The following is a 13765-nucleotide window of genomic DNA, read 5'->3' as shown; positions in this document are numbered from 1 at the left end:
CACCCCGACCTGGGCTTCGTGGCCGCCGCCTCACCTGAGTTGCCCCCACACCTGGCCGAGTGGTTCCTCACCCGCGAACAGTTCGAACCCGTCCCCACCAACCCGGGGCTGTACCGGCTCAGCGAGCCCGAGCGCGACGGCCATCGCCGCGCACGCCAGGCCGTAACTGACCTGCGCGGTCAGGGATATGCCGTGCACGCGGACATCACCCTCGACCCCGCCCTCTCGCCCGGCCCGCCGCGTCCGGCTCCGCCGCACGGGCTTCTGGAGCGCCGCAACCGCCTCGCCCAAGCCGCCGCCGGCCGCACAACACAGCGCGGCACGCGGCCCACCACCTCACTGCCTTCTGCCCGGCCGATGCCGCCGAAGCCCTCCTACGCCCCGACCGTCCACCTGACGGCCTCGGGCGGCGGACGGTCCCGATGACGCCCGGCAGCCTTCCGGCCCCCGACGGCACCCTGCCGACGACACCTGAACACGCCAACGCTGCACGCGACTTCCGGCTGCGGATGGCGGTGATCAACCGCAAGACCGAAACCACGCTCGACACGACACGCGACCGCTACGGCCGCACCGTCCACGCGGGCGCCGCGGCAGCCGCGCGAGCCCAGCGCGACAAGGCGGCGGTGGACGCGTACGCCATCCACCTGGCCCCGCACGCCGAAGCTCTCCTCGATACCGCCCGCCTCGTGCTCGACGAGCTGCCACCCGCCCGGCACGTGGCCGGGTGGCGGGCCATCCTGGACGGCCTGGCTGCCTCCGCCGCCGAGATCCGCCGGGGCCTCGACCAGCCACCCGCACCCGGCTCCCAGGCCGAACGCACGCAACACGCGCACTTGTGGCCGCACCTCACTGCCTGGGCGGACCACAGCCCTATCGTCAGCAACCTCGCTGATCAGCGTGAGGGCCAGCACCACAAGGCTCCGCTGACCGACGAGGAACAGCAGATATGGACCGAGAGGGCCCGGGCCGCTCAACGGCGCGGCGAGCTGGATCTGACCGAGTCGTGGTACGCCGCCGACGGGCAGCCGATCACCCTCGCGTACCTGGTCGAGGACGACGACTCGACGGTGGTCGCGCTGCGCGGCGATCCGGGGGTGCCGGGCTGGCAGGTGATCGGGCACTACGCCCATGAGTACGAGGCAGGGAAGGTACTGCCAGCAGCAGTGCCGCCCGGCGTCTTGCGCGCCGATGTCTCAGCGTTCAACCGGCCCGAGCCCGTCCCCGAGATCTCGCTGCAGGAACTCATCCAGGACGTCATCGAGGCCCAGCACGCCGGTGACGCCTCCAACGCCCTTTTGAGTGCCACCCAGCGCGGCTACGACGCAGGGCCGATGATCCGGCTCCAGGAACTCCTCGAAACCAGCCGCCAGTTCGCGCACGCACTGGAGACCACGCAGGGACGCCAAATCGCCGCCCGCCTCTCGACGCTGAGCCGGCAGATCGAGTTCCTCACCCGTGAAGTCGAGGATGCGGCCGAAGACCTCGGCGCGACCGTCGCCGTCCTGCCCCCGCACCGAACCCCCGTGCTGCGCGCCCGCCCGCGACCTGCCGTGGACACCACGCCGCCCACCTCGCCGCCCCGCACCACCACGGCTGCCCGGCACCACCGATAGGAAATCAGCCTTGCCCGAAGCTCCAGCAGAGCCGTTCATGCCGATCCGGCACGCCTTCACCGGCGAGATCACGACCACCGCCTACAACCTGGCCGCCCGGCGAATCCTGCTCCAGGACGGCTTCGAAGAGCCGCCCGTCTGCACCTGCCGGGCGACAGCACCCGGTACGGAGCAGGCACGCGGGCCTGCGCGCCAGCCCACGTGCTGCTCCTCGCCGACCCGCCCCTGCCCCTGGGCCGAGCCCTCGGCTGCCCGGTGAGCGCCGACAGCACGCCCCGGCTGACTCAGTCGCCGATGTCAGCACAGTCCGTGATCCGCTCCGAGAGAAGCCTGCCTCTCCAGCACATCGCCAACCCGCCCGCACACATACCTGTTGAAGGACCCTCGTTGTGACCACACCCGGACCGCCTGCCAGCCCAGCTCGGACCAAGGGCGGCGAACTACGGGCCAAGGTCGCCCGGCTGCTGGCCGACCGGCCGGCGGACGCGCTCACCATCGGGGACATGGCCAGGCAGTTGGGCCACTCCCACGGCGCCGTCCGCAACGCGTCCCTCACCTTGGTGCGACGCGGCGAGGCCGACCAAAGCGGTAGTGGACAGCCGGAGTTCCGCGCGAACGCGAAGACCGCCGCTGCCGCGCAGACCGCGGTGATCAGCCCGCCGGGCACCCACGCTCCCCGAGCCCAGGCGGCCACGGCCCGCACGACCATCACCGCAGCAGCCCCACCGAAGCAGACCGGCCCGATCCGCCGCGCGGGGGGACAGCTCTACCACCCCCGGGAGCTGGCCGATCTGCCCGACGTCGAGGCGCTGAATCGCCTGCGCGACGCCGACGTGCCGGTGCTGCTCTACGGCCCTCCGGGTACCGGCAAGACGAGTCTGGTCGAGGCGGCGTTCCCGGACCTGCTCACTGTTGCCGGGGACGGCGACACCACAGTCGGAGACCTGATCGGCGAGTACACGCAGGCCGACAGCGGGGGCTACGTCTTCCAGTACGGTCCGCTGGTCACCGCGATGACCGAGGGCCGCGCCCTGCTGATCGACGATGCCACCTTGATCTCACCGAAGGTCCTGGCGGCGCTGTATCCCGCGATGGACGGCCGCCGCCAGATCCAGGTCAAAGCCCACAAGGGCGAGACCATAGTGTCCGAGCCGGGCTTCTACGTGGTGGCGGGCCACAACCCCGGCGTCCACGGGGCGATTCTGACCGAGGCGCTTTCGAGCCGGTTCAGCGTGCAGATCCAGATCGGCACGGACTATGACCTCGCCCTGGCTTTGAGGATCGATGCCCGGGTGGTCCGGGTCGCCCGGCACCTCGCCCGCCAGGTCGAGCTCGGCGAGCTGGGCTGGGCTCCCCAACTGCGGGAACTGCTCAGCTACCAGAAGACCGAAGCCGTCCTCGGCACCAATGCCGCGTTGGCGAACTTGGTCGGCATCGCTCCTGTGGAGGATCGCGACGCCGTCGCCGACGCCGTCATCAAGGCTGCCGGCGTCAAGAAGATCGCGCCCCTCACCCTCGGCAAGCAGCTCCCCGCCTCAGCTGCCCGCGGCTCCATACACCGGGGCCGCTCGCGATGAGCGCCCACCAGCACGTCCAGACACCCGCCACCACCCGGGACGAGGACGCCGACCTCGCGCGCTGGGACGACGACGGAGCCCCGCCCGCGCAGCCCCGTACCTCCCCGGCCGCGTGGCTGCGCGTGGGAGCCGAACTCGGCGACCGGCTGGTCGCCCTCTCCGGCCGCCAGGACCTCCTCGTCACCTGCCGCCCCGGCACGCGCAGCGGCGCACCGGCCGCCTTCTTCCCCACGCTGGGCGAGATCGAGTTCGACGCCGCCTTGTTCGCCCCGCTTCAGCCTCACGAGATCCATCCGCGGATCGTGGGGGACGAGGAGAGGTATCCCGCCGCCTGGGGCGTTTTCGTCCATGAGGCCGCGCACGCGGCCCACTCCGTCTGGACGCAGCCTGACGCAGCCGACCCCCGTGTCGTCGAGGCCGCGCTCCTGCTGGAGGAGAGCCGTGTCGAAGGCGCGCACCTGATCACGCGGCCCACGGACCGCACGTACCTGCGCACCAGTGCCCGCACCCTGGTCATGCCCGACATCGCCCACCCCACCGTCCAGGGCATCGAGCAGGCAGCCGCCGTGGGGGCCCTGATCCTCGGCCGCCGGGACGTCGGCATCCTGGACGCCGGCGAGACCCGGGCCGTCTCCGATCTGTGCGAAAAGGTGTTGGGCGCACCCCTGCTGGCCGCCCTCACCCGTATCTGGACCGCAGCCCACCAGTGCGCCGACCACGACGCCACGACCATGCTCGCGCACGGTCAGAAGTGGTGCGATGCCCTGGACGCCGCTGCCCCCGCCCGATCCGTGCCGGAGAACCTCTCCGATCTGCTGTCCGGCGCCGTGAGGGTCGTCATGGACAGCACGGCCGCAACCGACGCCGCCGACCTCGCGGCACAGGCTGCAGCGAACAACGCCATGGCGTCGCGGTCCAAGGCACAGGCTCAGGACCGCGCCCAGCGGGCCGGCCAGCGACGCAAAGCCGCCGCCACCGCCAAGTCGGTCTTCAACCCGCGTGGCACCACCGTCAACCCCGACGGCACAACGGCGCCCCGCAGCACCCCAGTCACCGGCACCCGCAGGCCCACCGCCGCCGAGCAGAGTGCCGCCGCGCGCCTGAGCCGCGCCCTGCGTGCCGCTGCCTACCGCGAGCGGACCGAGGAGCGGACCACCAGCCCCACCCCGCCCGGCCGCCTCAACATGCGCCAGGCTCTCGCCCGCGACGCCCAGCGCGCGGCCGGGTCGGTCCCCACCGCGGAACCGTTCACCCACACCCGCCGCCGGAACTCTCCCACCCCACCGCTGCGTGTGGGTATCGCCGTCGACGTCTCCAGCTCCATGCGTGCCGCCTGCGCGCCCGTCGCGTCCGCTGCCTGGATCGTGGCACGCGCAGCAGCCCTGACCGACCCCGACTCCCTCACCGCCACCATCGCCTATGACAGGCACCTGACCGCGTTGACCCGACCCACCCACCAAGCACCAGAGCGCGTCACGACGTTCGCTGCCAACGGCGGCCACCACAATCTCGGCGACGCCATCGACGCACTCGACCACGGCCTCGACCTCCGCCGCCCCGGCGCCGGCCGCCTTCTCGTGATCGTCACCGACGCCCTGTACGGCAGCGACGAAACCACTCAAGCCGTCACCCGTGTCAAGCAGCTCACGAACGCCGGCTGCGCCGTCCTCCAGCTCACCCTCACCGCCCAGTCTCAGCACCTGCCGGGGACCACCTTGCTCCACCTGCCCCAGCCCTCCAGCGCTCCCGTCGCCATCGCCAAGGCGGCCACAGACGCCATCCGCAGGACGCGCTGAGACGACGCAGTAGGCGGAAGCGTCCCCGAGACCACCGCCAAGCACTCCAGACCGCCTCCGTCCGCCGCATGAATCGTGCATCTGATGCACGACCCTCCGAAACGACGCAGGCCACCACCCCACCCGCCAACGAAAGGCACTCGTTTTGAAATCCCGGACCAGCAGCCCGACCTCGAACGCAACGCCCATCAAACGGAATTCCCCGGGGGTGCCGACGCACTGGACCGTAGAGCACTCCTGCTCCCACAGCATGGATCATGATCTGTCCAATCGTCCCGCCGACAAGCGGGCTGGGTTTGCGCGTTGGCTCGCGGCGAAGGACTGCACCGACTGCTGGAAGGCGGCGCGCGACGCCGACAGCGGGTCCAAGGAGGAGTGGCTCGCGGCCAAGCGCGCCGAGGAGCAGGAAGCTGCCGTCGCGTGGGCAGAGCAATTCGACATGCCGCAGTTGGAGGGACCGGAGAAGGCTCTGGCCTGGGGCGAACGATCCCGGCACCAGCTGATGACGGCCGCGCACACCGCGCTGGTCGTTGAAGGGTTCCCTGTCAAGTCGAACTTGTTGAAGCGGGAGGCTGCCGAGCGGGTGCGCGACTCCGTCAGCGCGGGCATGGTCGATTGGACGGCTTGCGCCCTGCGGATCGCGAAGAAGATCGGAGTCAGGCCCGGCGCTCTACCGCTACTTCGCCAGCCACGACCAGCTCCTCACCGACCTGACTGGGCGAGGAGCCTGAGGTGGCGTCCGGGGTACGGCAATGGACGGGTCCTCGATCCCGGCGTCGTCCACAACACGGTTCTGCCGGACGGTGGACTGCTGGTGGGGCGAGACACGCTCTTAGAGGTCGTTTTCCTCTTGAGCGTGCTGTTATCTCCTACTTTCGTCTGTGCTCGCCGGTGGTAGGGATGTGATGGCTGGGCTCATCACGCCTTTTGAGGCGCGTGGTGTGGCGCCTGGGGTGCCGGTCGTTGTGTGCCTGTCTCATTCCAGGACGTCCGGGTTGTTCCGTGCTTCCGGGAATCCGGGTGCACGCCTGGGCGCACGCCCCTGAACCGCGGTACGCCAAGGTCATGGCTGACCGTCGCGCGTATCCGAGTGATCTGTCCAATGCTCGCTGGGAGTTGATCGAGCCGGTGCTGGCCGCCTGGCGCTTCGAGCGCCGCGGCCGGGCCCTGGACTTCGGCCGGCCGCCCCGCCACGAACTGCGCGAGATCATGAACGCGATCCTGTACGTCGACCGCACCGGCTGCCAGTGGGCCTACCTGCCGCACGACTTCCCGCCCTGGCAGTCGGTCTACGGCTACTTCGCCCACTGGCAGAAAGACGGCATCTTCACCCAGCTCAATGGGCTGCTGCGGGAGTTGGAGCGAGCCCAGGAGGGCAAGAACCGGCACCCCTCGGCATGCATCATCGACGCTCAGAGCGTGAAAACCTCCACCTCGGTGCCCGTCGCCAGCCAGGGCATCGACGCCGGAAAGAAGATCGTCGGGCGCAAGCGCAGCATCATCACCGACACCCTCGGCCTGGTCCTGGCCGTGCTGGTCACCGCCGCGAGCGTGCAGGACTCGATCGCCGGCCGCACCCTCCTCGAACAGGCCGCCGCCGCACACCCCGGCCTGCGCAAAGTCTGGGTCGACGGCGGATACCGCAAGCACTTCGTCGAACACGCAGCCACCCTCGGCATCGACCTCGAAATCGTCCAACGTGCACCCGGGGCCGCGGGGTTCACCCCGATCCCGAAACGCTGGGCCGTCGAGCGGACCTACGGCTGGCTGATGCTCCATCGCCGCCTGGCCCGTGACTACGAAACCCTCCCGGCCCGCTCCGAAGCCATGATCCACCTCGCCATGACCAACCTCATGGCACGCCGCCTCACCGGCGAGAACACCATCTCCTGGCGCGACCCGACATCAAGCCGTCAAAGCCGTATCTCGGGATGAAACATCAGGATGAAACGACCTCTTAGACCGGGTTCGCCAACGAGGGGTCACTTCCGTGCGGAAGATCTGACCCACATGTCGTAAAACCCTTGATCTGATGGGGTTCGCGCCGCGCAAACCCCCGGATTGCGCGGGTTCATTGGACGCGTAAGCCGCTGGCGGCGATATCCGGGCCCGGGGTGGCCGCCCACCCTTCGTGCAACGAAGTTCGGGCGGCCTGCTGCGCGAGTTGCGCTCGGTATCCGGAGGTCGTGCGGCTTGTGTGGCCGTACGCTCCGGACCGCCGACGCCGCCGGGGACTTGCCGGGCCGCTCTGCGAGTTGGCTGGAGCGCTGAGCGTCGAGGATCTCCTGACTGTGAGCTCGTTCGCTCCGGGTGATGCCGTGCGCCAGACCGCTGTGTGCGTCGAGCACGTTCTGCGGTACTCCACTGTCGAGTCGGCGTAGGCGGGTGTTCTTCCTGGCGCGTCGCGCGTGCTCACGTCGACGGGCCATGGCTAACGAGCCCACCTGACTGCCGTCCTGGCGGCGAAGCCTGGGAAGTGTCAAAGCTCTCTGGGTGACGGGGCACTCGCCTCGCAGAAGTCTGGGCAAAGGAGGCAGCGTCTCGATCTTGTTTGGACACCCGTCGCTGGCTCTCCTCAGGCGTGCGATGGCCGGATCAATCCAAACGGCGAATCCGACTGGAGGCGGGGGACTGTCCTGGCGAGGGGGAGCGGTACTGGCGTCCGGGCATATTGCGTACGCACGTGCTTTTGGCAGGCGTGTCGCATTTGCCCCGGCGCACTCTGGCTGGGAGCTTCCCGCTGATCCTGCAATTTTCTACTCTCCGCGGCCGAGGGCACGCCGGTGGAGGTCTGGATGGACACGTAGTCGTGTTCCTTGTTCTCCCGCTCGGCGTGTGAGTCCTGGGTTCTGTGAGGCTCGCGTACCTGAACACCTCTTCTGGGACTACCTTTTGTGCGGCCTTGGCGAGAGCTTTGGTTTTCCTTGAGTAGCAAGGTGGTGCGCCTCCCCTCCTGCTGTACCGCGGTACGCGCCGTCTGCGGTCCTTAGCGCCGTAAATACGCCCCCTTGAGCCGGTATGTGACGGGCACTGGCTTGTTGTCGATCAATGTGGCAATGGCGGGAGTACGTGAGCGTGCACATCGGTGGAGTCGAAGAGAGCGACGCAAGTGGAAAGAAGGGAGGCGACAACGAGCCGTTTTCGTCCGTGCCGGCGGCCTTCGCGCAGACGGTGAAATCCCACCGGCACGAAGTCGCCCTGGTGTTCCGCGGGCAGGAAATGACGTACGGCAGGCTGGCCGAGCTGACGGACGGTGTCCGACGGCTGCTGGATCAGCAGGGTGTGCGTCCGGGGCAGCACGTCGGTGTGCTGTTGCCGCGGGGGCCGCTGCTGGTGGCGACCGCGCTGGCGGTCATGGGCGCCGGGGCGGCTTACGTGCCCCTCGACCCGTTGTATCCGCCCGAGCGGATGCGCGACATGCTTCAGGACGCCGAGGCCCCACTCCTCGTCACCGGAGAGGGGCTCACCCAGCTTGCCGCTGAGATCGCGGCCGAGGTTCTCGTGGTGGACGAAGCACGGGATGCACCGGCGCGCGCCTCGGCAGACGAAAGCTTCCTGCGTGAAGGACATCTGGCGTACCTCGTCTTCACCTCCGGCACGACCGGCCGGCCCAAGGCGGTGCGGGTACGCACGAGCAGCTTCATGGCTCAACTGCGCGGTATGCGGGCCACTTTGGACTTCCAGCCCACCGACCGGTTCCTGGCGTTGACCATCGCCGCCTTCGACCTGTCGCCTTTCGAGCTGTTTCTGACGCTCGTGCACGGCGGGACGGTGGTCATCGCCACCGAGGAAGAGGCCGACGATCCGGCAGCGGTGATGCGGCTGATCGAGGACACCCAGCCCACCTTGGCCCAGGGGACGCCGACGTTCTGGCGCCGGCTGATCGCCGAGGGGTGGCAGGGCGCTTCGGGGATGCAGGTGATCTGCGGAGCCGAGGACCTGCCCGGCGAGCTCGCCCGGGCCTTGAGCCGGCGGGTGGGCACGCTGTGGAACTGCTATGGGCCCTCGGAGACCACGGTGTGGGCGTCGGCCGGGCACATCACGGCCGAGGGCGGCGTGCACATCGGCAGCCCGACGGCCGGCTGGGCGTTCACGATCGTGGACGAGCAGCTGGCGCCAGTGCCGGCGGGAGCGGCGGGCGAACTGTGCATCGGCGGACTCGGGGTGAGCGACGGCTATCACGGGCGGCCCACAGAGACGCAGCGGGCGTACGTGCAGAGCCCTGACGGCTCGGGGTTGATGTACCGCACCGGGGACCGGGTCGAGCAGCGTGCGGACGGGCAGTACGTGTGGCTGGGCCGCATGGACGACCAGATCAAACTGAACGGCTACCGCATCGAGCCCGCCGAGGTAGAAACGGTTCTGCGTGATCACCACGCGATTCGTGACGCGGTCGTTCTCGCCCACGACGCCTCGGCTCAGGAGAGGGTCCTCTTCGCCCACTGGGAGGCAGCCCCCGACGCGCCCCGGGACGAGGGGCCCGACGTCGGGGACCTGAGGGAGCACCTTGCCCGGCGGCTGCCGCACTACATGGTCCCGGCACAGTACGTGCGCCACGAAAAGTTCCCGACGCTGCGCAACGGAAAGGTCGACCGCAAGGTCCTGCGCGCCGTGCAGGCCCAGCACGTTGATGAGGCGGGCCGTTCGGACGCTTCCGTGGTCGAGGCCGTGGTGGACGCCGTCGGCCAGGTACTGGGACTGCCCGAGCCGCCCGGCCCCAGGGAGGACTTCGCCGAACTGGGGGTGGACTCCATTGTGGCCACCGCGGTCGCCGCCCGGGCCCAGCGAGCGACGGGCAAGCCGGTGCCAGCTTTCGCACTGCTGAAGCACCGCAACGCCCACGACCTGCAGGCATCGCTGGAGGCCGAGGAGGCGCCCGTGGCAGATCCGGTGCCGGCCGCGGACCTGTTGCTGCCCGGCGAAATCTTTCCCCCTTCCCGCGGCCCTGCCGCCGCGGACGAAGCGGGCACCATCGTGCTGACCGGGGCGAGCGGATTCGTCGGCGCCTTCCTCCTCGACGCTCTGCGACGAGGCACCGACCAGGAGATCATCTGCCTGGTCCGGGCCGACTCCGCACGGGAAGCCGACCACAAGGTTGCGACATCGCTGTCCCGCTACCGCCTCCTCGCACCGGCAGGCGAACCCACGAACCCCGAGCCACAACTCCCACCGCAGGTGCGGACGCTGGCGGCCGACCTTGAGCAACCGCGACTGGGGCTGGACTCCGACGCGTTCGATGATCTGGCCCGGTCGGCCGGTGCCATCTACCACGCGGCCGCGCACGTGAACGCCTACCTGCCCTACGAGGCCCTGGCCGCGGCCAACGTCCACGGCACCCGAGAACTGCTGCGCCTGGCCTGCCGCCTGCGGGCCAGCGCCTTCCACCTCATCTCCACGAGCGCGGTCTTCGCCCCCAGCCAGACGCCGGTGAGCGAACGAGACCCAGCCGGCCCGGCAACCGCCCTGCCCAGCGGGTACGGACAGTCCAAGTGGGTGGCCGAGCAACTCGTCCACGCCGCCGGCGGCCGGGGGCTGCCCGTCACCTGCATCCGCCTGCCCCGGGTACTGGGGGCTGTCACAACCGGCGCCTGCCAGGAGCGCGACGCCCTGTGGCGGCTGCTCAAGGGCAGTGTGCTGGTCGGCGCCGCCCCCGACCTGAAGGTGCACTATCCGTACATCCCCGTCGATGCGGCGGCCGACCACATCGTCGACCTCACCTCCAACCACCCCGACGAACAGCCCCCCGTGCCCTATCACCTGTCCGCGCAAGAGCCGATCTCGTTCGTCGACGCGACCGAGCGGCTGAGGGCCGCGGGGTACGGGCTGCGCACCGTCACCGCCGATGAGTGGCTGCACCGGGTGATGGCCGACCCGCACAACCCAGCAGCCCCGCTGGCCGAGGAACTGGTGTGCCAATCCCACGAGGCGATGGTCGAGACACCGCTGGACTGCGCCCTCACCCAGGCCCAGCACACCGCCCCGGCCGCGCCGGCCGCCTCCGGCTACCTGGACCGGCAGATCGCGCACTTCATCGACAGCCAGTTCCTGCCCGACCCGGCCGCCACAGCCAGGGCTGCCAGTTGACGAGGAAGCCTCCATGACAGAGAAGACCATGAAAGAGCGCCTGCTTGCCGGTGAGTCCTACCGCTTCGAGGGCGACGAGCTGGCGGCCGACTTCCAGCGCTCCAGCCAACTGCTGCAGCAGTACAACGCCACGCTGCCCGCCCAGGCCCGCGAGCGCGCCCGCCTTCTGAGCGAGCTGCTCGCCGCGGTCGGTACCGACGTCGACATCCGGCCCCCGTTCCACATGGACCTCGGATTCCGCACCCACATCGGCGACCGGGTCTTCATCAACTTCGGCGCCGTCCTGGAGGACATCGCCGAGATCCGGATCGAAGACGACGTACTGATCGGACCCGGCGTGCGGGTCCTGACCCCCACCCATCCCGTGAACCCGGACCTGCGGCGGCAGAAGTGGGAGTCCGCCGAACCGATCACCATCGGGCGCAATGCCTGGATCGGCGGCGCAGCGGTCATCCTGCCCGGCGTCACCATCGGCGAGAACTCCGTCATCGGCGCAGGCGCGGTGGTCGTGAAGGACATCCCGGCCCACACCGTCGCCGTCGGCAACCCCGCCCGCCCCATCCGCGACATCCCCTGACCGAGTGAGCACGACCTTCCGGAAGGACGACATGACCGGGATCGAGACGACCGCCTACGCGGCCGCCGCATCTGCAGCCCCACTACAACCGACGACGATCACCCGGCGGCCGCTGGGCGAGCACGACGTCCTCATCGACATCCAGTACTGCGGCGTCTGCCACTCCGACATCCACCAAGCCCGAGACGAATGGGGCGAATCCATCTTCCCCATGGTCCCCGGCCACGAGATCACGGGCCTGGTGAGTGCCGTGGGCTCCGCCGTCACCCGGTACTCACCCGGCGACCGCGCCGGCGTCGGATGTTTCGTCGACTCCTGCCGCACCTGCGCCCACTGCCGGAAAGGACAGGAGCAGTACTGCTCCAGCGGATTGGTCTTCACCTACAACGACCGCGACGCGGACGGCCGGCCCACCGACGGCGGCTACGCGGGCTGCATCGTCGTCGACGAGAACTACATCCTCACCATCCCCGACACACTGCCCCTGGACCAGGCAGCACCGCTGCTGTGCGCGGGCATCACCGTCTACGCGCCCCTGCGGCAGTGGAACGTCGGACCGGGAACCCGCCTCGCCGTCCTGGGCATGGGCGGACTCGGCCACCTCGCCGTCAAGATCGGCCACGCCCTGGGCGCCGACGTGAGCGTCCTGAGCCGGACCCCGGACAAGGAGAAGGACGCCCGCGCCTACGGCGCAAAGGACTTCATCGTCACCGGCACGTCCGGCGAACTCGACCGGCACCAGGGGGCCTTCGACGTCCTCATCTCCACCGTCTCGGCACCCCTCGACCTCGACCCGTACCTGAACACCCTCGCCACCGACGGCACCTTCGTGTGCGTAGGACTGCCCGAAGCGGTCGCCGCCGTCGACCTCCACACCCTCGTGCACGGCCGCCGGAAGATCGCCGGATCCATGATCGGCGGGATCGCCGAGACCCAGGAGATGCTCGACTTCTGCGCGGCCCACCGCATTACCGCGGACATCGAGACCATCCCGGCCCAACAGATCAACGAAGCCTTCGAACGCACCCTGACCAGCGACGTGCACTACCGCTTCGTCATCGACACCCACCACCTCTGACCCTTCCCGGCACGCGCAGGCGCGGCGCGCACCCGCCGCGGCGGCCGCACCGCCGTGCCCCGATCCGCAAGGAGACAGCCATGGAAACCAGCTCAGGCGGCTTCTACGACCAGCTCACCGACCTGTTCCTCACCTCCTACAGCGCCAACCTCCACCACGGCTACTGGGACCACGACACCCCGCTGGACGACTGGAAAGCGGCCACCGAAACCCTCACCCAGGTGCTGGCCACCCACCTGGCCGCCGGCAAGGAACACAAACTCCTCGACATCGGATGCGGCGCGGGCAACCCCGCACTGCGCATCGCCCAACTCACCGGCGCCGACGTCACCGGCGTCACCAACAGCCGCCGCCAGACCGAACTGGCCACCCAGGCCGCCATCGACGCCGGCCTGAGCGGCCGCGCACACTTCGACTACGGCGACGCACTCGAACTGCCCTACGCCGACGCCGCCTTCGACATCGCCTGGGCCATGGAATCCATGTTCCACATCGACGACCGCCCGCGCATGCTCTCCGAAGCCGCCCGCGTCCTGCGCCCCGGCGGCCGCCTCGTCATCTCCGACCTTGCCCTCGTCGGCACCATCGACAGCCACGCCCAGAGCGTCGCAGCCGGCTTCTGCCGCGCCTTCGAAGGCCCCTCCGTCGTCCACAAGGACGACTACGCCCCCCTGCTGACCGCCGCCGGCCTCCAGGACGTCCAAGTCCACGACCTCAGCGAACCCACCCGCCCCACCGCAACCGCCATCGTCAACTCGGTGGTAGGCGCCCGGGAAGCCTTCGAGGAATGCATGGGCACGGACGACTACCACGCCTTCGTCACCGACGTCGGGGCCTACGGAAAACTCCCGCAGGCCGGCTACGTCATCGCCACCGCACTCAAACCCGCCAACTGACCCCCGCGGCACCGCAGACAGCCCCCGGGTCCTGCGCCGCATGCCCCCTCCGCCGGCCGGCCCCGCATCGCACCGACCGCCAGGTCCCGCGTGACCGGCCGGCGACCCCGCTCATCCAGGTGCTCCTCGGCCCGGGGCGCC

General features: G+C 69.8%; 10 protein-coding genes and 1 pseudogene. All 11 read left to right on the top strand.

Annotation, left to right across the window (positions count from 1 at the left end; genetic code table 11):
* Positions 1-39: 39 nt before the first annotated feature.
* The 11 genes and pseudogenes from ACFYZA_RS07265 (at position 40) to ACFYZA_RS07215 (ending at position 13624) form a co-directional block, all read left to right on the top strand.
* Positions 40-426 (top strand): hypothetical protein, encoded by a 387-nt coding sequence (locus ACFYZA_RS07265; protein ID WP_388488160.1) that lies wholly within the window; start codon positions 40-42, stop codon positions 424-426.
* Positions 423-1616, top strand: coding sequence for a hypothetical protein (locus tag ACFYZA_RS07260; RefSeq protein ID WP_388488158.1), 1194 nt, complete (start codon positions 423-425; stop codon positions 1614-1616). The genes ACFYZA_RS07265 and ACFYZA_RS07260 overlap by 4 nt, the downstream gene beginning before the upstream one ends.
* 37 nt (positions 1617-1653) lie before the next feature.
* Positions 1654-1875 carry a hypothetical protein gene (locus ACFYZA_RS07255; RefSeq protein ID WP_388489363.1) on the top strand — a complete coding sequence of 74 codons (222 nt, stop codon included), beginning with the start codon at positions 1654-1656 and terminating at the stop codon, positions 1873-1875.
* A gap of 130 nt (positions 1876-2005) precedes the next feature.
* Positions 2006-3193 (top strand): AAA family ATPase, encoded by a 1188-nt coding sequence (locus ACFYZA_RS07250; RefSeq protein ID WP_388488156.1) that lies wholly within the window; start codon positions 2006-2008, stop codon positions 3191-3193.
* Positions 3190-4989, top strand: coding sequence for a hypothetical protein (locus ACFYZA_RS07245; protein ID WP_388488154.1), 1800 nt, complete (start codon positions 3190-3192; stop codon positions 4987-4989). Before ACFYZA_RS07250 ends, ACFYZA_RS07245 begins: the two co-directional genes overlap by 4 nt.
* A 250-nt stretch (positions 4990-5239) precedes the next feature.
* Positions 5240-5527 (top strand): annotated as a pseudogene (locus ACFYZA_RS07240) (hypothetical protein); the annotation flags it as partial.
* Between the two features lie 527 nt (positions 5528-6054).
* Positions 6055-6924: an IS5 family transposase gene (locus tag ACFYZA_RS07235; RefSeq protein ID WP_388488152.1), complete on the top strand. Its 870-nt coding sequence runs from the start codon at positions 6055-6057 to the stop codon at positions 6922-6924.
* Positions 6925-8058: 1134 nt separating this feature from the next.
* Positions 8059-11073 carry an amino acid adenylation domain-containing protein gene (locus ACFYZA_RS07230; protein ID WP_388488149.1) on the top strand — a complete coding sequence of 1005 codons (3015 nt, stop codon included), beginning with the start codon at positions 8059-8061 and terminating at the stop codon, positions 11071-11073.
* Between the two features lie 13 nt (positions 11074-11086).
* Complete coding sequence (locus tag ACFYZA_RS07225; RefSeq protein ID WP_388488147.1) at positions 11087-11650, top strand: sugar O-acetyltransferase; 564 nt, start codon at positions 11087-11089, stop codon at positions 11648-11650.
* A gap of 31 nt (positions 11651-11681) precedes the next feature.
* The gene (locus ACFYZA_RS07220; RefSeq protein WP_388489360.1) at positions 11682-12728 is read left to right on the top strand and encodes an NAD(P)-dependent alcohol dehydrogenase; all 1047 of its coding nucleotides are present in this window, start codon (positions 11682-11684) and stop codon (positions 12726-12728) included.
* Positions 12729-12808: 80 nt separating this feature from the next.
* Positions 12809-13624: a methyltransferase domain-containing protein gene (locus tag ACFYZA_RS07215; protein WP_388488145.1), complete on the top strand. Its 816-nt coding sequence runs from the start codon at positions 12809-12811 to the stop codon at positions 13622-13624.
* Positions 13625-13765: the final 141 nt, after the last annotated feature.

Origin of the sequence: Streptomyces sp. NPDC001828, from assembly GCF_042892175.1 — a bacterium.
Taxonomy (GTDB): Bacteria; Actinomycetota; Actinomycetes; order Streptomycetales; family Streptomycetaceae; genus Streptomyces.
Note: the sequence above shows the minus strand (reverse complement) of the source record. Positions and strands in the feature narration are given on the sequence as shown.

Coding starts and splice junctions, on each gene's coding strand:
- ACFYZA_RS07215 (WP_388488145.1), top strand. CDS start 12,809: ATGGAAACCAGCTCAGGCGGCTTCTACGACCAGCTCACCGACCTGTTC.
- ACFYZA_RS07245 (WP_388488154.1), top strand. CDS start 3,190: ATGAGCGCCCACCAGCACGTCCAGACACCCGCCACCACCCGGGACGAG.
- ACFYZA_RS07220 (WP_388489360.1), top strand. CDS start 11,682: ATGACCGGGATCGAGACGACCGCCTACGCGGCCGCCGCATCTGCAGCC.
- ACFYZA_RS07235 (WP_388488152.1), top strand. CDS start 6,055: ATGGCTGACCGTCGCGCGTATCCGAGTGATCTGTCCAATGCTCGCTGG.
- ACFYZA_RS07255 (WP_388489363.1), top strand. CDS start 1,654: ATGCCGATCCGGCACGCCTTCACCGGCGAGATCACGACCACCGCCTAC.
- ACFYZA_RS07225 (WP_388488147.1), top strand. CDS start 11,087: ATGACAGAGAAGACCATGAAAGAGCGCCTGCTTGCCGGTGAGTCCTAC.
- ACFYZA_RS07260 (WP_388488158.1), top strand. CDS start 423: ATGACGCCCGGCAGCCTTCCGGCCCCCGACGGCACCCTGCCGACGACA.